The following is a 19,898-nucleotide window of genomic DNA, read 5'->3' on the forward strand; positions in this document are numbered from 1 at the left end:
CGCAGCACCTTATGATGGTCCGGGGTTGTCGTGCAGCGTAGCCCGCATGAGCGCAGCGACATGCGGGAGCGGCAGTCCCGGGTGTCGCTGCGCTCACCCGGGCGACGGGGCCCGCGCCCGAACGGGCAGCGACGTCAGCCGCCCGCCATCAAATCCTTTGCCAGCGCCATGTAGGCCGGCAGCGTTACGGGGTCATTGGCGGCGTTACCCGCGGCCGGATGCGAGGCATAGCGGGCGATCACCATCTCGGCCTTCGGATCGATATAGATGCCCTGCCCGTGCACGCCGCGCGCCATATAGGCGCCGTGTGCATTGTGCGTGATCCACCATTGATTGCGGTACGAGGCGCCGGGCAAGGTGGTGTAGCCGGCCGGCTTGAATTTTTCGGGATCACCGCCCCGCGCGATGTCCTCGACAACTTGCGACGGCACGATCTGGCGGCCATTAAAGCGGCCGTGATTGCGGATCGTCTCGCCAAAGCGGGCGAGATCGCGCAGCGTCGTCGAAAGCCCGCCGCCGCCGCTTTCGGTGCCGATGCGGTCGACGTGATAATGCGCGTCCTCCTCCGCACCCATTGGAATCCAGATCGTCTCGGAGAGCAAATCGGACAGCGTCATCCCGCTCGCCCGCCTGATGATCCAGGCCAGCACGTCGGAATTGACGGTCTTGTAGGCAAAGGCCTTGCCGTGCTCGCCCTGCTTCTTCTGCGTGCACAGGAAATCGAAAATGTTGGTCGCGCCCTCATAGCCCGGTTCGATCGGCGCCATGCCGTTCGCCCGCCTGAGTCCGAACACGCCGGAATTCTTGTCGGTATAAACTTCCGTGTATTCGAGGCCGGTCGTCATATCCATCGCCTCGTGCACGCGCGCATCGCCGAACGCGCTAGCCTTCAGCTCCGGCACATAGTCCGTGACCGGTGCCTGCGGATCGATCCTGCCCTCCGCGACCAGAATGCCGGCGAGCGTGCCGGTGAACGATTTCGTCACCGACATCGCGATGTGCGGCTTGTGCGGCTTCAGCGCACCGAAATAGCGCTCGTAGATCAGCTTGCCCTGGTGCAGCACGGCGATCCCATCGGCATAGGTCTCCGCGAGCATGCGCGCAAAGGTCATGGGACGACCGTCCATGGTGACCGAAGCGGATGCGCCGATATCATGCTCCTCGCGCGGCAACACGGACGCAGGCCCTGCCCCGCGCCAGACATTTATTGTCGGCACAAGCTGACGGATATTGCTCCACGCCCAGCGCAATTCGGGGAAACTGCGGAACGAGCCGTTATGGAACGTGATGGTTTTATCCGGTGGCGGCGGGAAGCCCTGCATCCAGCCGAGGGTTTGCGGGTCGGTCTCGGCGGCGGTGGGGGCGGATTGGCTAGGGGCGGTCACGGCAGACATCAAGCCTCACTCCAAAACGGCGATACCGACGTCGTATCATGCGGTCACACACTGCACATCCCGCGTTTGCGCCTGCTTGACCTTCGCTGAGTATGGATATACATTATCATAAATGTTTATCCATGGAGAACTTAGGCATGCAGGTCGCAAAATGGGGAAACAGCCTCGCGGTTCGCCTTCCCGCCGTGGTGGTCGAAGCGCTCGGACTCAAGGAAGGCGATGAGATCGAAATCCACGTCACCGACAGGCGACAGTTCGGGGTGGCGCGCAAGCCCGGGCGCGACGAGCTATTGAAACGCCTGCGCGCATTCCGCGGCCGCCTCCCTGCCGATTTCAAGTTCGACAGGGACGAGGCGAATGCCCGTTAGTTTTTTCGATACCAACGTCCTCGTCTACCTCGTGTCCGGCGATGCCGCCAAGGCCGATCGGGCGGAAGCGATCATTGCCGGCGGCGGCTCAATCAGCGTGCAAGTTCTGAACGAACTTGCCAACGTGGCGCGCCGGAAAATGCAGATGTCCTGGGACGAGACCCATGCATTGCTGAACACGTTGCGCGGCCTGCTGACGGTTCACCCCGTCACCGTCGAGACCCACGAAGCCGGTCTCCGAATTGCCGAACGTTACGGCCTTTCAATCTATGACTCGATGATTGCCGCCTCGGCACTGCACGGAGGTTGCGACACGCTTTGGTCGGAGGACATGCAGCATGGCATGAAGCTCGATGAGGGCTTACGCATCACCAATCCGTTTCGTGGTATGTAACGGATTGCGGTATCTGTTGTGGTCCAACCTCAACGCACGCGGATACCGCGCAGCCTGCGGCTCATCCACCTTACGGTTATTGCTTGAAGCAATGCTCTCGGTGCCATTTTAAGAAATGCGGGTGCGGGCGATCAGACATACGAGTAGGCGCAAGCGCACGACCGGACTTGTTGATGATTGATCGTATTCCCTGAGGATCATTTGTCTGCCGAGAGATAAGAATCGCTAGGTCGTCGGCCAAGCTAATAAGGCCACGATCAAACATCCAATGCGCAGTGCCGGAAAGGGCGATCCCATTGCTGACAATATCTGGGCCGCTTGCTTCCACAGGCCGGATATGTGCGGCCGCGACTTCTGCCCGACCTCTTCCGTTGATGAGTTTCAGCCCTGTAATAGCGCAGCGCTCGTCATAGGCACGCAATACAACGCGACGAAAGACGCGATCACGCAAGATCCTCGACATCGTGACACTAATGCGGTCGCGCCGCTGGTCGAACCTGAAGGGTGTCTGCTCCTCGTCAAGGCCCTGCAGCGGCATTTCATTGTCGAACCGAGGCAACAGAGGTGTCGTTTCCTCGAATCCGAGTTCGACTATGCTTTTAAAATCTTCGGGAGAGATTGGACGGACCGCTGATTGAGCGCGCCCCGAAATCCGTCCCTGATCGTTTAGGACACCCCGCTCAATTGGTCCCGTCGCTCCGTTGAAAGGGACCGGATTAGCAAAGTCGAGATAACTTCCCGGCTCTATCAACGCGAGATACATCTCTGGAGCGCCGGGATCGGGAATAACTTGTCGAACCCTCGCAATGGCAAAGTAGCCGCGCGTGTCGGCGACCTTGCTTGGCTCGTAGTAGATTATCCAGTCGCCGATACAGGCTTCAACGCGACGCAAGTATTGGCGCGGAAATTGGTATTGTTCAGCCGGGCTGTCCTCGTAGATGGAGTCGGATCGATGGATGAAGACTCCAAATCCCATGGCCCTCTCGCGCAGTCCCGGCAATTAGTCCGGAGATGCTTGCCCTACTCCCACTCAATCGTCCCCGGCGGCTTTGACGTCACGTCATACACCACCCGGTTGACCCCCTTCACCTCGTTGATGATCCGCGTCGCGGTTTCGCCGAGGAATTTCATGTCGAACGAATAGAAGTCCGCCGTCATGCCGTCGGTGGAGGTCACTGCGCGCAAGCCAACGACGTATTCGTAAGTCCTGCCGTCGCCCATCACGCCGACCGTCTTCACCGGCAGCAGCACCGCAAAGGCCTGCCAGATCTGGTCGTAGAGGCCGTGCTTCCTGATCTGGTCGATATAAACGGCGTCCGCGTTGCGGAGGATGTCGAGCTTTTCCCTGGTGATGTCGCCGGGGCAGCGGATGGCGAGGCCGGGGCCCGGGAACGGGTGACGGCCGACGAAGATTTCGGGGAGGCCGAGTTCGCGGCCCAACACGCGGACCTCGTCCTTGAACAGTTCGCGCAAGGGCTCGACCAGCTTCATGTTCATGCGATCAGGAAGACCGCCGACATTGTGGTGCGACTTGATGGTCACCGACGGGCCGCCGGTGAAGGAAACGCTCTCGATCACGTCGGGATAGAGCGTGCCCTGCGCCAGGAATTCGGCGCCGCCGATCTTCTTCGCTTCGGCCTCGAACACGTCGATGAAGAGGCGGCCGATGGTCTTGCGCTTGATTTCGGGATCGGTGACGCCTTCGAGCTCGCCGAGGAATTGCTTCGATGCGTCAACATGCACGAGCGGGATGTTGTAGTGATGCCGGAACAGATCGACGACGGTCTCGGCTTCCTTCAGCCGCAACAGGCCGTGGTCGACGAAGACGCAGGTGAGCTGGTCGCCAATCGCTTCATGGATCAGCACGGCGGCAACAGCGGAATCAACGCCGCCGGAGAGGCCGCAGATCACCCTGCCCTTGCCGACTTGCGCGCGGATCTTTTCGATCGCCTCTTCCCGGAAGGCGCGCATGGTCCAGTCGCCGGTGAAGCCTGCGACCTTGCGGACGAAATTGCGCAGCAATTTTGCGCCGTCGGGCGTGTGCGCCACTTCGGGGTGGAACTGCATGGCGTAGAATTTGCGCTTGTCGTCCGCGATCACCGAGATCGGCGAGCCCGTTGCCCGCGCCACGGCGCGAAAACCGTCAGGCAGCGTGGTGACGCGGTCGCCGTGGCTCATCCAGACGTCGTAGCGCCCGCCCTTCTGCCAGACGCCGTCGAACAGCGCGCAGTCGTCGGTGACCTCGATGGTGGCGCGGCCGAATTCGCGGTGGTGCCCGCCCTCGACGGTGCCGCCGAGCTGCTGGGCCATGGTCTGCTCGCCGTAGCAGATGCCGAGCACCGGAACGCCGGCGGTCAGGATCGGCATCGGCGCGGCCGGCGCGTTGTCGTCAAGCACGGAGGCCGGGCCGCCGGAGAGGATCACCGCTTTCGGCTTCATCTCGTGGAAGGCGGCCTCGGCCTTCTGGAACGGCACGATTTCGGAATAGACGCCCTCTTCCCGCACCCGGCGGGCGATCAGTTGCGTCACCTGACTGCCGAAGTCGACGATCAGAATCTTGTCATGCGCCGAGGCCACCGAGGGCGTCGACTCGCGGGCTTTCTGTGCTGCTGTCATGGACAGGAATTACGCGACGGGGCGCGGCCTCGCAACCGCGGCAAAGGGCTGACCCACATTCTTTCTCGGGCATGGACAGGGGGATATTAGGTAAGTATTATTGACGTAATTTGTGCCGGCCAATCGGGGGGATCAGGCAGGGCTCGGCCAATCATCTGGCGCATTAGACGGAATTGTAGGGTGGGCAAAGCCACCGGGTCGCGCGAATGCGCGCCCGACGACAGCTCCGCGTGCCCACCATTTCGCGACGAATGCTGTTGATAGATGGTGGGCACGCTTCGCTTTGCCCACCCTACACTCTCCGTCCCTCAGGAATCCCCGCATGAAAATTCCCACCCTCCCCTTCACCGTCACCGACTGGAGCCAGGTCGCGGCGACGACACATCCCGGAGAGACCGGCGAGGCGCGCTGGCGCACGCTCAACATCGGCGATCTCCGCGTGCGGATGGTCGAATATTCGCCTGATTATCTCGCCGACCACTGGTGCGACCGCGGCCACGTGCTCTATGTGCTGGAAGGCGAGCTCGACACCGAGCTGCGCGACGGGCGGACGTTCAAGCTTCGCGCTGGCATGAGTTATCAAGTATCGGATTTCGGCGACGCCGCGCATCGCTCGTCGACCAGGACCGGCGCGAAGTTGTTCATTGTGGATTGACGGCCCATCCCCGTCATTGCGAGCGGAGCGAAGCAATCCATCTATCCGTTATGCGGCGCGATGGATTGCTTCGTCGCTGCGCTCCTCGCAATGACGCGGAAACAGCGTCACGCCTTCTTCAACACCGAGACGAAGAATCCATCCGTGCCGGTACGCCGTGGCGTCATCAGCCAGCCTTCTGCGGATTTTAGCGCGGCCTTCTCAAAATCTTCCGCCTTGTCCCAGAGCACGCTTGCGGTCTCGTTCAAAGGTTGAATCGAAAAGCCTTCATGACGCGACACGAAAGCGCGCACCTGCTCGCCGTTTTCCGCCGGCAGTACCGAGCAGGTGACATAGGCGATACGGCCGCCGGGCTTCACCATCGCGGCTGCGCGATCAAGCACTTCGGCCTGGTCCTTCAAGCGGACCTCGAGCGCGCCGGGGCGCATGCGCCATTTGGCGTCGGGGTTCCGGCGCCAGGTGCCGGTGCCGGTGCAGGGCGCATCGATCAGGACCAGATCGGCTGACGCCTTGATGTCGGCCAATGGATCAGCGTCGCCCTTCGGCGCGCGGATTTCGGCATTGTGGACGCCGGCGCGCGAGAGCCGATCGTAGATCGGTGCGAGCTGGCGCTTGTCGCGGTCGGTCGCGATCAGGCGGCCCTTGCCTTGCATCATCGCCGCAAGCGCCAGCGTCTTGCCGCCGGCGCCGGCGCAGAGATCGATCACCTGCTCGCCGGGTTTGGCGGCCGAGAACAACGCGGCGAGCTGCGAGCCCTCGTCCTGCACTTCGATGCCGCCCTTGATGAAATCCTCCTCGGCATGAATGCCGGGATTGCGCGCGTCGGCGCCAAGCTCGATGCGCAGGCCGATCGGCGACCACGGCGTCGGCGTTGCTCCGAGATGCGAAAGAGAGGCGAGCACCTTTTCGCGTTTGGCCTTCAGCGTGTTGACGCGCAGATCGAGCGGCGCGCGGCTGGCCATCGCGGTCGCCTCCGCCACCCGGTCGTCGCCGAACACCGCGGCCAGATGCGGGTCGAGCCATTCCGGATAGTCACCGGCGATATGCGGCGGCGCGCCGTCGAGGCTGCGCGCGGTGAGCGCGGATCGTTCGGCCTCGCTCAGCGGTTCCGGCGCAAAGCGGCCGCCGTCGCACAGCGCCGAAATCGTCTCGGTGGTCATGCCGCGCTCGAGCCTGAGCATACCGAGCACACGGGCGCGCGACGTGTCGGCATCCATCAGAAAGGCGCTCGATGCCCGCCGGCGCAGCACGTCCCAGATCAGGCCGGAGATCGCGGCGCGGTCGCCCGAGCCGGCATAGCGGTGCGCGGTGCCCCACTCCTTCAGCGCCTTGGCCGCCGGAACGCGGTCAGTGTCGATGGTATCGATCAGTTCGATGGCGGCAGAGAGCCGGGCAGCGGGAGTCATTCAGGACTTTCCATAGCGTTTTCGAGCGAAGTGGGAACCGGTTCGCGTGTAGAAAACGCGTCAAACAAAGATCAGATCAGAAGCAGGAGCTTCAGCGCGAAGTAGATCCACATCGCCAGCAGCACCAGCGCGCCGGCGAACCACGCCAGGCTGCGCTGCTGGATGTTGTTGGAAGTGACGAAAATGCCGGCATGGGCAAAGCGTGTCACCACGAACACCCAGGACATCAGCACGATGAACAGATCAGCCCGGCGCAGCGGCAGCGCCAGCGCGATCAGGATGTAGAACAGCAGCGGTACTTCGAACTGGTTCGAGAAGCAATTGCCGATCTGGGCGACGCGGGACGGATATTTCGGCTGGCCCGCGGCGATGTCCTTCAGACTGGTTTCCCGCGCTTTCACCGCCTTTGTCCGGGCGGTCACCATCCAGAGCATCAGGAAGAAAGTAAGCCCGATCAGGACGAAGACCGGCAGCAAAACCATTTGAACCGACATGAGAATCTCCCCCAAAGCCCGTGTGAGGCCCGTAACAGCAATAGCGAGACGTCCCTCGCCTGACAAATCGACTTAACGGGCTCGCTTGAACCGCGAGGAGAGCCTCTGCGACCAACTATCGAGAATTGCAAAAGTTCTGGTCGCACACCGACCTTTCAAGCCCCCCGCGAGCTGGCGATGAACATCACCTCCCCGATCCTGACCGGCGCCGGCCGCGCCGCCGAGCTGCCCGGCGACTCCGTGAGCTCCCTGCTCCGCGCCGTTGGCTTCAGCGACAGCCCCGATGGCGGCCTCGGCATCGTGATGTCGGCGCTGGCCGGCATCGCCGCGGCGCTGGCGGTCGCGATCCTGCTGTCAGTCTATTTTCGCAGCGGCCACCGCAGCCGCCACGATCTCGTCAGGCACGGGCTGGCGGCTTCCGCGGTGCTGGTCCTGCTCGCCTTCGTGGTCTCGGACATGAGGCACGCGGCGCAGGCCTATCTCGGCCTCAATCCGGCAAAGCCTGCGGTGGAATTTGAGATCCGCCTGCCGCAGGCAACGCTGACCACCGCCGCCGACATCCAGATCGAACTGCTGACCGACCGTAATCAGAAACTGGCAAAAGTTCAGGAGGCGCTGGCCTCGACGGCCGACGGCCGCAGCATCCTGCGCGGCACCGTGACGCTCGACTACCGCACCACCGAGCGCACGATGGTGCTGATCCTGCCCGGCCGGGTCCAAGGCACATTCCGGCTGCGGCTGCCGGCAAGCCCCTCGTATCAGCCGCAGTTCGGGCCGTGGCATCTGGCCGACGGCATCGTGCCCATCAACGGCGATGCGGTGACGACCGAAATCCACGACGCCTTCGCGATCCGTTATCGCGTGCTCTGACGCATGCGCACGAGGTGTGCCCGCCACCATGCAGATGGTGTGGCTGCGCTGCCCATTCACATCGAGAAACAAGCCGCCGCAAAACCGCCGGGCACAATTGCTTTGACGGGAACAACCAGGGCTTTACTCTACCCCTGACGGCTACCACACCAAGAGCAGCCGCAGGAGGAGTGTAACTTTGCGATTTCGCGACCAGGACATTGTCTTCGCCAACGGCGCCAAAGGGCAGAATTTCGAAATTCCGACGGCTAATCCAGTCAATTACTTCCACGTCATCAGCAACGCCTCCGAGCTGCCGAAGCTGATCATTGACGGCAAGCTGTTCCTGCCCGCCTCGGATCGCCGGAAAGCAGACGGAAAATGGCCACTGGTGATCGTGGTGCCGGGCAGCCTTGGGGTAGCGCCCTCGCATCTGGCGCATGCCGAAACCGTGTCCAATGACGGCTTCGCGGCGTTTGTGCTCGACGGGTTTGGCGCGCGCGACGTGACATCCACCGTTGCCAACCAGACCCAGTTCTCGTTCGCCGCCAGCGCCTACGACGTGCTGGCGGCCTGGAAGGTGCTCGCAGCCCATCCCGAAATCGATACATCGCGTATCGGCGCGCAGGGCCACAGCCGCGGCGGCTCAGCCGTGCTGACGGCGGCGACGCGCCGCTTTGCCGATGCGGTGGTCGGCGCCGGCGCCGGCTTTCGCAGCGTGCTCGCGGCCTATCCCTGGAGCGGGCACCAATTCCTCGACCCATCCGTCGACGAGACCGAAATCCGCGTCATCATGGGCGATGCCGATGAATGGTGCTCGCCGATGCAGGTGCAGGGCCATTGCCAGGCGATCCGCCTGTCCGGCGGAAGAGTGACGATGCGGCTGATCGGCGGCGCGCAGCACAGCTTTGACCGCGGCACGGCCATCGAGAACGTTCCCGACGCCTCGGTCTCCCCCGCCGCGCCGACGATCTACATCGCCAATGACGGCGCCTTCATCCATCCGCTCCACGGTGTCGCCGACAGCAAGCTGACCGACCGCGACCTGATGGTCTATGCGCTGAAGGCCGGCTACGGCCGCAAGGGCGCCCGCATCGGCAGCCGCGACGGCGATGCAGAACTGTTCAAGGCGGATATGCTGGCGTTCTGGCGACGGACGCTGGGGTGAGCGAGCGGTCCCGGCTGTCATCATCCGCGAATGCGGATGATCCAGTATTCCAGAGACGCCAGCGATTAAATCGAGGGGCCGCGGCGTACTGGATACCCCGCTTTCGCGGGGTATGACGAGCGTCATCGTTCCGACTTCAGGTCCGGCTATGATCGGATCCAAAGGAATACTGCATGACCGAATTTCGCCTGACGCAAATTTCCGACACCCACCTTTGCCGCGCCGCCCGCTTCGCCAGACTCTCCGACAATTTTCATCGCGTCGGCGAGCATATCGACGCCACGCGGCCCGATCTCGTGATCAACACCGGCGATCTCGCCTACGACGCGCCGACCAGTCCGGACGACCTGAAATTTGCGAAAGAGCTGCACGACGCGCTGCCAGTTCCGTCCCGGCACCTGCCCGGCAATCACGACGTCGGCGACAATCCGACGGAAGTCGGCGCGGCGCCGAAGCGACCGGCAACCGAACAGGAGCGGCAGAAATATCTGGCCGTGATCGGCGAGGACCGCTGGCGCTTCGACGCCGCCGGCTGGTGCTTTATCGGCCTGAACTCGCTGATCATGAATACCGGGATCGAGAGCGAGGCCGAGCAGTTCGACTGGCTGGCCTCAGAACTTGGGCGCATCAACGGCAGGCCTGTCGCGCTGTTTCTGCATAAGCCGCTGTTTCTGAATGCGCCCGATGATCCCGAGACAGAGGAAACGGCGATCCGCTATTTGCCGCAACCCCGGCGCAGAAGCCTGATCGAGATGTTCGCTGGCGTCGATTTGAGGCTGGTCGCCTCAGGTCACGTTCATCAGCGCCGCGATTTCACCTATCGGCACACGCGGCACGTCTGGGCGCCGTCGACAGGCTTCATCCTTCCCGAACGAATTCAGCCTGTCATCGGCACCAAGGAAGTCGGGCTGGTGGAGTATCGTTTCCAGCCCGACGCCCTTGAGGTCCGCCACGTCAGAGCGCCGGGGCAGACCGATGTCGATGTGGATTCGCTGTTTGACAGGAAATAATAGAGCGGGCGACTTTCTTCGTCATCCGCTCCATCGCATTGATCTGAGCTCGATCGACAGACTCTGGGATCACGCCTCAGGGTGCATCACCACTGGCGATCAACGAGGCCGCCATAAGAGGAGTGGGAGCCGCCGTCCCAAGGTGCTGTCGCAAACGCACCTGCGCGTGGCGCCGGGCGAAGGCGGTTACCGTAATAGTAGCCGGGTCCGGGCGTCGCTCTCACACCATAGCCTCCGGTGAGGTAACGCGAGTTTGGATAGTAAAAGCCCCTCACGCCGGGCTCCCGATACACCCCTTGGGCCATTACGGGAGTGGCCAGCATCGTGGCGGCAACCAGGCCGAGCGATAGTTTCTTGCAGTTCATCATTTGGCTTCTCCATTGGATGTCAGCGCCAAACGATGCTTAGGTAAGGACGTCCGCAATCGGTCTCAAGTGACCGCGAGGTTCACATTGTGTGATCTCCACGGTCACAGCGAGCGGTTAGCTGGCCACAGTGCCGGGCCTCAAGCCGCGTGGTAGCCGCCGTCGATCACATGAGACGCACCGGTCATGAACGACGCCTTGTCCGAACACATCCAGGCCACGGCTTCCGCGATCTCGCCGGGAACGCCGAAGCGCCGCATCGGGACCTTGGCCAGAATTTCCTCGCCGCGCTCCTCGATCGTCTCCCTGGTCATCGGGGTTGCGACATAGCCTGGATTGACGCAGTTCACGCGGATGCCGTCCTGAGCGTATTCGATCGCCGCGCTCTTGGTCAGCCCCACCACGCCATGCTTGGCCGCGACGTAATGGGCCGAGGTGGCAAGGCCAATCAGGCCGGCGATCGACGCTGTATTGACGATCGCGCCACCGCCGCCTTGCGCCAGCATCTGCGTGACTTCGTGCTTGAGGCAGAGGAAGACGCCGGTCAGGTTCACGGCCAGCATGGTGTCAAACGCCGCCTGGCTGAGTTCATGTGAACGCTGGCCTGGCGGGCCGACGGCGCGTCCGGCGATTCCCGCATTGTTGAACGCGCAATCGATCCGGCCGAAGGCCGAGACCGTGCGGGCCACCATCGCGGCCACGTCGGCTTCACGCGTCACGTCGCCGCCGATGGCGATCGCCTGGCCACCGGCCGCATTGATCAGCGCGACTGTCGCCGCGGCGTCCGCCTCGGCGCGATCGGCCACCGCCACCCGCGCGCCCTCGCGCGCCATCACCACCGCGGTCGCCTGGCCGATGCCCGAAGCGCCGCCGGTCACCAGCGCAATCTTGCCTTCAAGGATACCAGCCATGCTTCATCTCCTCCGAGATGTTGTGATGGCTCACGCCTTGTCGGGGCCGACGCGCACGAGCTGCTTGCCGAAATTGGCGCCCTTCAACAGGCCCATGAACGCGCCAGGTGCGCTGTCGAGGCCTTCGGTGACGAACTCCTTGTGCTTGACCTTGCCCTCGCGCACCCAGCCCGACATGTCGCGCAGGAAGTCGGCGTGACGGGCGGCGAAATCGCTGACGATGAAGCCGCGAATGGTGAGCCGTTTGGTCAGCACGGCGCGCATCATTGCCGGCGCCCATTTCGGCGCCACCGCTTGCGTATCGTTATAGTGCGCGATCAGGCCGCAGACGGGAACGCGCGCAAACGCATTGAGCAGCGGAAACACCGCCTCGAACACGGCCCCACCGACGTTCTCGAAATAGACGTCGATGCCCTTCGGGCATGCAAATTTCAGCTTCGCGGCGAAATCGGTTTCGCGGTGATCGAGACAATCGTCGAAGCCGAGCTCGTTCTTGACGTAGGCGCACTTGTCCTTGCCGCCGGCAATCCCGATCGCGCGGGCGCCCTTGATCTTCGCGATCTGGCCAACCGCCGAGCCGACTGCGCCGGAAGCGGCCGCGACCACGACGGTCTCGCCGGCCTGCGGCTTGCCGATATCGAGCAGGCCGGTATAGGCGGTCATGCCGGGCATGCCGAGCACGCCGACCGCGGTCGAGATCGGTGCGATCTTGGGATCGATCTTCGCCAGGCCCTTGCCGTCGGAGATCGCATGCGTCTGCCAGCCGGCGCGCGACAGCACGATGTCGCCCTTGGCGAAGGCGGGATTGTTCGAGGCGATCACCTCGCTGACGGTGCCGCCTTCCATCACGCCGTCGATCGGCACGGGCTGCGCGTAAGACGGCCCGTCGCTCATGCGCCCGCGCATGTAGGGATCGAGCGACAGCCAGATGGTGCGGAGGAGAACTTCGCCTGCGCCCGGTGTCGGGACCGGGCAATCTTCGAGGCGAAAGTCTGAGGGTTTGGGTTCGCCGACGGGACGGGATGCAAGGACGATACGTTTGCCTTGGGACATGGTTGGTTCCTCCGGATGTTATTGTTGTTGAAACTCGTCATTGCGAGCGTAGCCAAGCAATCCACAGCTCCGCAAGCCGTGAAATGGATTGCTTCGCTGCGCTCGCAATGACGGTGGAGAGTGCCGCGTTCCTGCTCAAAGCGCAGTCATTCCGGGGCGATGCGAAGCATCGAACCCGGAATCTCGAGATTCCGGGTTCGCTTCGCGCCCCGGAATGACGTCGTGTATTGTCGCCTACACCCCGCCCGGATAGTTCGGGCTTTCACGCGTAATCGTCACGTCGTGGACGTGGCTTTCGCGCAGGCCGGCGCCGGTGATGCGGACGAACTGGGCCTTCTCGTGGAATTCGGCGAGGTTGCGGGCGCCGACATAGCCCATCGCGGCGCGCAGGCCGCCGGCGAGCTGGTGCATGACGTTGCCGACCGGGCCTTTATACGGCACCTGCCCCTCGATGCCCTCGGGCACCAGCTTGAGCGTGTCCTTGATGTCCTGCTGGAAGTAGCGGTCGGCCGAGCCGCGCGCCATCGCGCCGACCGAACCCATGCCGCGATAGGCCTTGTAGGAACGGCCCTGCCACAAAAACACTTCGCCCGGCGTCTCGTCGGTGCCGGCCAGCAGCGAACCGACCATGGCGATGTCGGCGCCGGCGGCCAGCGCCTTCGCCAGATCGCCGGAATATTTGATGCCGCCGTCGGCGATGACGGACACGTTTGCCTTCTTGGCAGCCTCCACCGCATCCATGATCGCGGTGAGCTGCGGCACGCCGACGCCGGCGACGATGCGCGTGGTGCAGATCGAGCCCGGGCCGATGCCGACCTTGATCGCATCCGCGCCCGCGTCGATCAGCGCCTGCGCGCCCTCTTTCGTGGCGATATTGCCGGCGATCACCTGCACGGCGTTGGAGAGCCGCTTGATGCGGTTGACCGCTTCCAGCACGCGGGAGGAATGGCCGTGCGCGGTGTCGACCACGACGAGATCGACGCCGGCATCGATCAGCCGCTCGGTGCGCTCGAAGCCGCCCTCGCCGACCGTGGTCGCCGCCGCCACCCGCAAGCGGCCCTGCGAGTCCTTGCAGGCGAGCGGATGCGCAACCGCCTTTTCCATGTCCTTGACGGTGATCAGGCCGACGCAGCGATACTGGTCGTCGACGACCAGAAGCTTTTCGATGCGGTGCTTGTGCAGCATCCGCTTCGCCTCGTCCTGGCCGACGCCTTCGCGCACCGTGACGAGGTTTTCATGCGTCATCAGTTCCGAAACTTTCTGCTTCGGGTCGGTGGCGAAACGGACGTCGCGGTTGGTGAGAATGCCGATCAGCTTGCCCGGCGAATTCTTACCGGCGCCGGTAACGACGGGAATGCCGGAAAAGCCGTGATCCTTCATCAGCGCCAGCGCGTCCGACAGCATCGCGTCGGGGCCGATGGTCAGCGGATTGACCACCATGCCGGATTCGTACTTCTTGACCTGCCGCACCTGGGCGGCCTGCCCTTCGGGATCGAAATTGCGGTGGATGACGCCGATGCCGCCGGCCTGTGCCATCGCGATCGCCATGCGCGCTTCGGTGACCGTGTCCATCGCGGACGCGATGATCGGAATGTTCAGCGGAATCGCGCGGGTGACATGGGAGCGGATATCGGCCTCGGAGGGCAGGATATCCGAGAGACCGGGCTTGAGAAGCACATCGTCGAACGTGAAGGCTTCACGGATAGCCTGAAGTCCCTGCGCCATTGCCAACTCCTTTCGGCGGCACTTCGCCGCGATCAGTTCTTATGGATGAACGCCGCCCTCGGCGATGCTACCGGCATCGCCGTCGAATCGGAGCCCATCGGTGGGGTTGACGGTGGTCGATAGCATGGCAGCACGCCGAATCAAAGCGTTTGACTGCGATGCACAGGCTTTTCGGGAAACGCCGCAATCCCAAGGGCTTAGCGCAAGGGTTTAGGCGCGGCTTTCAGGGCCGATAGCCCGGCGGCGGGCCGTGCTGGCGGATCGCCTCCACCACCTCGCGATGCCGGCGGTCCTCCCGCTTCATGTGGACCGCGATCAGGGCATGCGCCGAGGGCACCAGCAGCAGGACGTGGAAAATCAGCCCGAAAATCAGGCAGAACACGATCAGGACCAGGTTGAAGATCGCCGAAAACGGCTGCCCGTTCAGGAGCAGGCCGAGCGGCGGCAACAAGGCGGCGAGAACGTAGATCATTTCAGGACCTCCGGCGTCTGGCGAGTGCATACCAGCGTCACGCAGGATTTAGGTGGTTTGCCCGGATCCGCAATGGCTTGTGCCACAGGGGGATGATACAGCGCCCTCGCCTGCCTCTCTTTTCCGAATCCCCCTGATACGATGGACAAGCAACGCCTGATCCCGCTGATCGTCGCCACCGCCCTGTTCATGGAGAACATGGACTCGACGGTCATTGCGACCTCGCTGCCGGCGATCGCGGCCGATATCGGCACCAGCCCGCTGACGCTGAAGCTTGCCATCACCTCCTATCTGCTGTCGCTCGCCGTGTTCATTCCGGCCAGCGGCTGGACCGCCGACCGCTTCGGCGCGCGCATGGTGTTCTCGATCGCGATCGGCGTGTTCATGATCGGATCGATCGGCTGCGCGCTGTCGCAGAACGTGACCCATTTCGTCATCGCCCGCATCCTGCAGGGCATGGGCGGGGCGATGATGACGCCGGTCGGGCGGCTGGTGCTGTTGCGCTCGATCGACAAGAGCGCGCTGGTTAATGCGATGACATGGGTGACCGTGCCGGCGCTCATAGGCCCCGTGATCGGCCCGCCGCTCGGTGGCTTCATCACAACCTATTTCTCCTGGCACTGGATCTTCCTGATCAACATCCCGATCGGGCTGCTCGGCATCTTCATGGCGATGAAATACATCGACCCGATCAAGAGCGAGGATCCCGAGCGCTTCGATCTCTACGGGCTGGTGCTGGCCGGCATCGGGCTTGCCGGCATCGCTTTCGGCCTCTCGGTCGCCGGGCTCAACCTCCTACCATGGCCTGTCGTCGCCGGCCTCGTCGCGGTCGGCACGATCTCGATGACGCTGTACGTCATGCATGCGAAGCGGACGGGATCGCCAGTGCTGGATTTCTCGCTGCTGCGGCTCTCCACCATGCGCGCCAGCATCATCGGCGGCTTCCTGTTCCGGCTCGGCATCGGCGCGCTGCCGTTCCTGCTGCCGCTTCTGATGCAGGAAGGCTTTGGGCTGACGCCGTTCCAGTCCGGCCTCGTGACGTTTGCCTCGGCGGTCGGCGCGATGGGGATGAAGACGCTGGCCGCCCGCATCATCCGCGCCTTCGGCTTCCGCTACATGATGACGGTCAACGCCGTCATCAGCGCGGTCTTTCTCGCGGCCTGCGCGCTGTTCACGGTGACGACGCCGCTGCTGCTGATCTTCATCATCCTGGTCGTCGGCGGCTTCTTCCGCTCGCTGCAATTCACCGCGATCAACACGGTCGCTTATGCAGAAGTCGAACCGCCGCAGATGAGCCGCGCCACCACGCTGGTCAGCGTCAACCAGCAACTGGCGATTTCGGCCGGCGTCGCCGTCGGCGCGTTCTCGGTGGAATCGACCATGCTTTACCGGCACGTCACCGAGTTGAGCGCCGACGTATTCCCGCCCGCATTCCTCGTGGTCGCGATCATCTCGGCAGTGTCAGCGTACTTCTTTTGGCAGATGCCCGACGACGCCGGCCACGAAATCTCGGGCCGCAAGGTGACCGAGATTTCCAGCCGCAAGGGAGCGGCCAAGGCAGCGACCAAGGCTGCCAGCGAAGGCACCGAGGACGCGCGCGATCAGCGGCTGGGCTGACGCGCCGGCGCGAGGCGCCGGCCCCTATCATTTTGGGTACTCGTTCTTGCCGGGAAAATTCGGTAAACCCCTTAGCGCTACGCCCGATTTTCTTGCACCGGTATTTCGGTAAGAACGATGCGAGCCGTCTTTTTTATTGCACTTATTCTCATGGCTTCCGGCACGCTTACCGGGCCCGCCTTCGCTGCCAATCAGAAAGACATCAGCGATTGCGATCAAGATGAGAGCGACGATCTCAGGATCACCGGCTGCACCCGCCTGATCAATGCGCGCGAACTATCTACCCGGTCGATTGCGTCGGCCTACAACAAGCGGGGCATTGCGTGGAAGAACAAGGGCGAGTTCGACAAGGCGCTGGCGGACTACGCACAGGCGATCCGCATCGACCCGAAACAGCGCTATCCCTGGCACAACCGGGCGCACCTGTGGCTATCCAGGGAGCAATATGACAAGGCCATCGCCGACTTCGGCCAGGCGATCAAGCTGGATCCTGCCCACGCGGCATCCTGGCGCGGTCGCGCCGATTGCTGGGACTACAAGAAAGAGCACGACAAGGCGATCGCCGATTATACCCAGTCGATCAAGCTCGACCCCAACGAGGCCTACGGCTTTAGCGGCCGGGCCGACGCCTACTACGGCAAGAAGGATTACGATCGCGCCATCGCCGACTACAGCGAAGCCATCCGCCTCGATTCGAAGATCAAGACCTTCTACAACAGCCGCGGCAATGTTTACGAAGCCAAGGACGATCACGATCGCGCCATTGCCGATTACGACGCAGCGCTTCGCCTCGATCCCAAATATATCGATGCCATGCGCAATCGCGGCGTGGCCCTGAACAACAAGGGCGAGCACGATCGGGCCATCGCCGACTATGATGTCGTCATCCGGCTGAAGCCTGACGAGGCCGACAACATCAGGCTGCGCGGCGACACCTGGAACAACAAGAAAAACCATGATCGCGCCATCATGGATTTTGACGCGGCCATCAAGCTCGATCCCAAAAGTGTGGAGGCCTTCAAGGGCCGCGGCAACGCCTGGAGCGGCAAGGGAGATTACGACCGCGCCATCGCGGACTACGATGTCGCCATTCGGCTCGAACCGGATTCTGCGAGCCATTACGTCGCCCGCGGCAACGCCCTCGAGAGCAAGGCCGAACACGACAGGGCAATCGCCGACTACAGCAAGGCGATCAACCTCGACAAGAACTCCGACACGGCATTTCACGGCCGTGGCATTTCCTATGGCAGCAAGTTCGAGAATGACCTTGCCATCGCCGATTTCACGGAAGCCATCCGCCTCGATCCGAAATATTCGGGGTCCTATTCCGCTCGCGGCCAGGCATGGGAACGGAAGGGCGATTACGCGCGCGCACTCGCTGATCTCGATGAGTCCATCCGAATGGAGCCGACCAGCGCCGACAGGTATATCGAGCGCAGCGCCATGCTGAACAACTACGGCCAGTACGATCGCGCCATTGCCGACGTCGCCAAGGCGATATCGCTGGATCCCAAGAATCCCAGCGCTTACGGCACCCGCGCCAATGCCTGGGAGAACAAGGGCGACCGCGCGCGCGCCCTCGCCGATCACAACGAAGCCGTCAATCGCGAACCCAAAAGCGCGGACCGGTATGGCGCGCGCGCAAATTTTTTCAGGAATAGCGGCGAATGGGACCGGGCGCTGGCCGATTACAACGAGGCGATCCGTCTCGAGCCGAATTCGCCGAGCCGATATGCGAGCCGCGGTGACCTCTGGAGAGACAAGAGCGACTACGATCGCGCGATGCTGGATTACGACAAGGCGATCGGCCTCAATCCGCGATATGCCAGCGCCTACGATGCACGCTCGCAGGTGTGGAGAACCCGCCGTCAGGTCGATCGTGCCATGACGGAAATCAAGGAAGCGCTCCGCCTGCAACCGAACAACCCCAACTTCCTGACGTCGCTGGCCGACGTTCATCACGAGAAGGGCGAAATAGATCGCGCGCTCGCCCTTTATGGCGAAGCGCTCGCGCTCGATCCGACCCTCTCGTCCAGCTATGCCGGCCGCGGTTTCATCTTGTCCGAGATCGGCGAATACGATCGCGCGATGGCCGATTACGACGAGGCCGTTCGCCTCAACCCCAAGGCGCACAGGACACTCTCCGCCCGCGGCGACCTGTGGCGCAAGAAAGGCGATCTGGTCCGCGCGCTGAAAGATATCGACCAGTCGATCAAGCTCAATCCGAACGACGCGATTGGCTATCTCTACCGCGGCGATGCCTTGCGTTACAAAGGTGACTTCAAGGCGGCGCTGGCCGCCTATGACAGTCTGCTCAAGCGCGCGCCCGACGACATTCCGGGCCTGACCAGCGTCGGCCTGACCTACGAGAAGATGGGTGACCCGACGCGCGCGAAAGAGGCATTCAAGGCGGCCGTCGCGTCGAAATCGCAGGAACGCGCCAACATCAACAATTCGAGCCTGGAAACCGCCCGCGCCCGCCTCGCCGCGCTCGACTCCGGCGCGCTGCAGCCGGCCATTCCCGCAGCCCCTTCCAAGGCGGCATCCGCAACCTCGATCCCGACGCCGGCCGCCGTCGTTCCGACCGTGGCACCCAGCGTTGTCGCCAAGCAAGGCCGGCGGATCGCGCTGGTGATCGGCAACTCCGCCTACAAGCACGTCCCTGCGCTGGTCAACCCGAAGCGCGATGCCGAAGCCATCGCAGCCTCGCTTCGCGCGGTCGGCTTCGAGGAAGTCACGCTGGTCGGCGACTCCGACCGCGGCCGCCTGCTCGATGCGCTGAAGACATTCGCCAACAATGCCGAACAAGCCGACTGGGCCATGGTGTATTATGCCGGTCACGGCATGGAGGTCAGCGGCGTCAATTACCTGATCCCGGTCGAGGCAAGGATCGCGGTCGATCGCGACATTCAGTACGAGGCGGTGCCGCTGGACCAGGTCATGACGGCGGTTGAGGGCGCCAAGAAGCTGAGGCTGGTCCTGCTCGATGCCTGCCGTGACAACCCGTTTGCCTCCCAGATGCAGAAGACGGCCGCCCTGCAGCCGCTGGCCTCCGCCGCCAAGGGGAGCGGCAGCACCCGCACGCGATCGGTCAGCCGCGGCCTTACCGAGGTCAAGGTATCCGGCGCGACGCTGGTGGTCTATGCGGCCAAACACGGACAGACCGCGCTCGACGGCGAAGGCGGCAACAGTCCCTTTGCCGTGGCGTTCACGCAGCGCATTGCGACGCCCAATGTCGAGATCAACAAGCTTTTTCGTCTGGTACGCGACGACGTGATGGAAGCGACGGCGGGACGGCAGGAGCCGTACACTTACGGGTCGCTGCCCGGCCGGGAGGATTTCTTCTTTCTGGCGAAGTAGCCGGCCAAGCCTCATCCGAACGTGCCGGCATTTCCTCAGCC

General features: G+C 63.2%; 17 protein-coding genes. 8 read left to right on the forward strand and 9 right to left on the reverse strand.

The genetic code is table 11. The features are described 5' to 3' along the window. Positions 1–134: 134 nt before the first annotated feature. Complete coding sequence (locus CQ12_RS06140) at positions 135–1,394, reverse strand: serine hydrolase domain-containing protein (RefSeq protein WP_057834451.1); 1,260 nt, start codon at positions 1,392–1,394, stop codon at positions 135–137. 137 nt (positions 1,395–1,531) lie between these two features. On the opposite strand from CQ12_RS06140, the gene CQ12_RS06145 reads away from it, so the two are divergent. Further along, positions 1,532–1,762: an AbrB/MazE/SpoVT family DNA-binding domain-containing protein gene (locus CQ12_RS06145; RefSeq protein ID WP_057834452.1), complete on the forward strand. Its 231-nt coding sequence runs from the start codon at positions 1,532–1,534 to the stop codon at positions 1,760–1,762. Then, positions 1,752–2,156, forward strand: coding sequence for a PIN domain-containing protein (locus tag CQ12_RS06150; RefSeq protein ID WP_057834453.1), 405 nt, complete (start codon positions 1,752–1,754; stop codon positions 2,154–2,156). Before CQ12_RS06145 ends, CQ12_RS06150 begins: the two co-directional genes overlap by 11 nt. 76 nt (positions 2,157–2,232) lie before the next feature. Here the strand turns inward: CQ12_RS06150 and CQ12_RS06155 are convergent, their stop codons facing one another. Both CQ12_RS06155 and guaA read right to left on the reverse strand, forming a co-directional pair. Continuing rightward, positions 2,233–3,132, reverse strand: coding sequence for an HNH endonuclease (locus tag CQ12_RS06155; RefSeq protein WP_057834454.1), 900 nt, complete (start codon positions 3,130–3,132; stop codon positions 2,233–2,235). A gap of 44 nt (positions 3,133–3,176) precedes the next feature. Then, on the reverse strand, positions 3,177–4,772 hold the full coding sequence (gene guaA, locus CQ12_RS06160) for a glutamine-hydrolyzing GMP synthase (protein ID WP_057834455.1): 1,596 nt from the start codon (positions 4,770–4,772) through the stop codon (positions 3,177–3,179). A gap of 322 nt (positions 4,773–5,094) precedes the next feature. Between guaA and CQ12_RS06165 the strand changes: the two genes are divergently transcribed. Next, positions 5,095–5,427 (forward strand): DHCW motif cupin fold protein, encoded by a 333-nt coding sequence (locus CQ12_RS06165; RefSeq protein WP_057834456.1) that lies wholly within the window; start codon positions 5,095–5,097, stop codon positions 5,425–5,427. 107 nt (positions 5,428–5,534) lie between these two features. On the opposite strand, the gene CQ12_RS06170 is transcribed toward CQ12_RS06165, so the two are convergent. After that, complete coding sequence (locus CQ12_RS06170; RefSeq protein ID WP_057834457.1) at positions 5,535–6,833, reverse strand: RsmB/NOP family class I SAM-dependent RNA methyltransferase; 1,299 nt, start codon at positions 6,831–6,833, stop codon at positions 5,535–5,537. Positions 6,834–6,904: 71 nt separating this feature from the next. Continuing rightward, on the reverse strand, positions 6,905–7,327 hold the full coding sequence (locus CQ12_RS06175) for an MAPEG family protein (RefSeq protein ID WP_057834458.1): 423 nt from the start codon (positions 7,325–7,327) through the stop codon (positions 6,905–6,907). 177 nt (positions 7,328–7,504) lie between these two features. On the opposite strand from CQ12_RS06175, the gene CQ12_RS06180 reads away from it, so the two are divergent. The 3 genes from CQ12_RS06180 to CQ12_RS06190 all read left to right on the forward strand — a co-directional run bounded on the left by CQ12_RS06180 (position 7,505) and on the right by CQ12_RS06190 (position 10,354). Further along, positions 7,505–8,197, forward strand: coding sequence for an acriflavin resistance protein (locus CQ12_RS06180; RefSeq protein ID WP_245309766.1), 693 nt, complete (start codon positions 7,505–7,507; stop codon positions 8,195–8,197). A gap of 178 nt (positions 8,198–8,375) precedes the next feature. Further along, positions 8,376–9,344, forward strand: coding sequence for a dienelactone hydrolase family protein (locus CQ12_RS06185; protein WP_057834459.1), 969 nt, complete (start codon positions 8,376–8,378; stop codon positions 9,342–9,344). A 173-nt stretch (positions 9,345–9,517) separates the two neighbouring features. Further along, the gene (locus tag CQ12_RS06190) at positions 9,518–10,354 is read left to right on the forward strand and encodes a metallophosphoesterase family protein (protein ID WP_057834460.1); all 837 of its coding nucleotides are present in this window, start codon (positions 9,518–9,520) and stop codon (positions 10,352–10,354) included. 505 nt (positions 10,355–10,859) lie between these two features. On the opposite strand, the gene CQ12_RS06195 is transcribed toward CQ12_RS06190, so the two are convergent. The 4 genes from CQ12_RS06195 to CQ12_RS06210 all read right to left on the reverse strand — a co-directional run bounded on the left by CQ12_RS06195 (position 10,860) and on the right by CQ12_RS06210 (position 14,880). Further along, positions 10,860–11,630, reverse strand: coding sequence for an SDR family NAD(P)-dependent oxidoreductase (locus CQ12_RS06195; protein WP_057834461.1), 771 nt, complete (start codon positions 11,628–11,630; stop codon positions 10,860–10,862). A gap of 30 nt (positions 11,631–11,660) precedes the next feature. Beyond that, positions 11,661–12,683 (reverse strand): NADP-dependent oxidoreductase, encoded by a 1,023-nt coding sequence (locus CQ12_RS06200; protein WP_057834462.1) that lies wholly within the window; start codon positions 12,681–12,683, stop codon positions 11,661–11,663. Between the two features lie 234 nt (positions 12,684–12,917). After that, on the reverse strand, positions 12,918–14,408 hold the full coding sequence (guaB, locus tag CQ12_RS06205) for an IMP dehydrogenase (RefSeq protein ID WP_057834463.1): 1,491 nt from the start codon (positions 14,406–14,408) through the stop codon (positions 12,918–12,920). Between the two features lie 223 nt (positions 14,409–14,631). Then, complete coding sequence (locus tag CQ12_RS06210) at positions 14,632–14,880, reverse strand: hypothetical protein (RefSeq protein WP_057834464.1); 249 nt, start codon at positions 14,878–14,880, stop codon at positions 14,632–14,634. A gap of 141 nt (positions 14,881–15,021) precedes the next feature. On the opposite strand from CQ12_RS06210, the gene CQ12_RS06215 reads away from it, so the two are divergent. Both CQ12_RS06215 and CQ12_RS06220 read left to right on the forward strand, forming a co-directional pair. Further along, complete coding sequence (locus CQ12_RS06215; RefSeq protein ID WP_057834465.1) at positions 15,022–16,497, forward strand: DHA2 family efflux MFS transporter permease subunit; 1,476 nt, start codon at positions 15,022–15,024, stop codon at positions 16,495–16,497. A 117-nt stretch (positions 16,498–16,614) separates the two neighbouring features. Further along, complete coding sequence (locus tag CQ12_RS06220) at positions 16,615–19,857, forward strand: tetratricopeptide repeat protein (RefSeq protein ID WP_083519148.1); 3,243 nt, start codon at positions 16,615–16,617, stop codon at positions 19,855–19,857. Positions 19,858–19,898 lie beyond the last annotated feature (41 nt).

The sequence above is a fragment of the Bradyrhizobium jicamae genome (assembly GCF_001440395.1).
Taxonomy (GTDB): domain Bacteria; phylum Pseudomonadota; class Alphaproteobacteria; order Rhizobiales; family Xanthobacteraceae; genus Bradyrhizobium; species Bradyrhizobium jicamae.

What these genes read in the sequence shown, in the direction of transcription:
- CQ12_RS06155 (WP_057834454.1), bottom strand. Translation starts at nt 3,132, where the DNA reads ATGGGATTTGGAGTCTTCATCCATCGATCCGACTCCATCTACGAGGAC.
- CQ12_RS06220 (WP_083519148.1), top strand. Translation starts at nt 16,615, where the DNA reads ATGCGAGCCGTCTTTTTTATTGCACTTATTCTCATGGCTTCCGGCACG.
- CQ12_RS06165 (WP_057834456.1), top strand. Translation starts at nt 5,095, where the DNA reads ATGAAAATTCCCACCCTCCCCTTCACCGTCACCGACTGGAGCCAGGTC.
- CQ12_RS06190 (WP_057834460.1), top strand. Translation starts at nt 9,518, where the DNA reads ATGACCGAATTTCGCCTGACGCAAATTTCCGACACCCACCTTTGCCGC.
- CQ12_RS06195 (WP_057834461.1), bottom strand. Translation starts at nt 11,630, where the DNA reads ATGGCTGGTATCCTTGAAGGCAAGATTGCGCTGGTGACCGGCGGCGCT.
- CQ12_RS06145 (WP_057834452.1), top strand. Translation starts at nt 1,532, where the DNA reads ATGCAGGTCGCAAAATGGGGAAACAGCCTCGCGGTTCGCCTTCCCGCC.
- CQ12_RS06200 (WP_057834462.1), bottom strand. Translation starts at nt 12,683, where the DNA reads ATGTCCCAAGGCAAACGTATCGTCCTTGCATCCCGTCCCGTCGGCGAA.
- guaB (WP_057834463.1), bottom strand. Translation starts at nt 14,408, where the DNA reads ATGGCGCAGGGACTTCAGGCTATCCGTGAAGCCTTCACGTTCGACGAT.
- CQ12_RS06215 (WP_057834465.1), top strand. Translation starts at nt 15,022, where the DNA reads ATGGACAAGCAACGCCTGATCCCGCTGATCGTCGCCACCGCCCTGTTC.
- CQ12_RS06180 (WP_245309766.1), top strand. Translation starts at nt 7,505, where the DNA reads ATGAACATCACCTCCCCGATCCTGACCGGCGCCGGCCGCGCCGCCGAG.
- CQ12_RS06210 (WP_057834464.1), bottom strand. Translation starts at nt 14,880, where the DNA reads ATGATCTACGTTCTCGCCGCCTTGTTGCCGCCGCTCGGCCTGCTCCTG.
- CQ12_RS06140 (WP_057834451.1), bottom strand. Translation starts at nt 1,394, where the DNA reads ATGTCTGCCGTGACCGCCCCTAGCCAATCCGCCCCCACCGCCGCCGAG.
- CQ12_RS06170 (WP_057834457.1), bottom strand. Translation starts at nt 6,833, where the DNA reads ATGACTCCCGCTGCCCGGCTCTCTGCCGCCATCGAACTGATCGATACC.
- CQ12_RS06150 (WP_057834453.1), top strand. Translation starts at nt 1,752, where the DNA reads ATGCCCGTTAGTTTTTTCGATACCAACGTCCTCGTCTACCTCGTGTCC.
- guaA (WP_057834455.1), bottom strand. Translation starts at nt 4,772, where the DNA reads ATGACAGCAGCACAGAAAGCCCGCGAGTCGACGCCCTCGGTGGCCTCG.
- CQ12_RS06175 (WP_057834458.1), bottom strand. Translation starts at nt 7,327, where the DNA reads ATGTCGGTTCAAATGGTTTTGCTGCCGGTCTTCGTCCTGATCGGGCTT.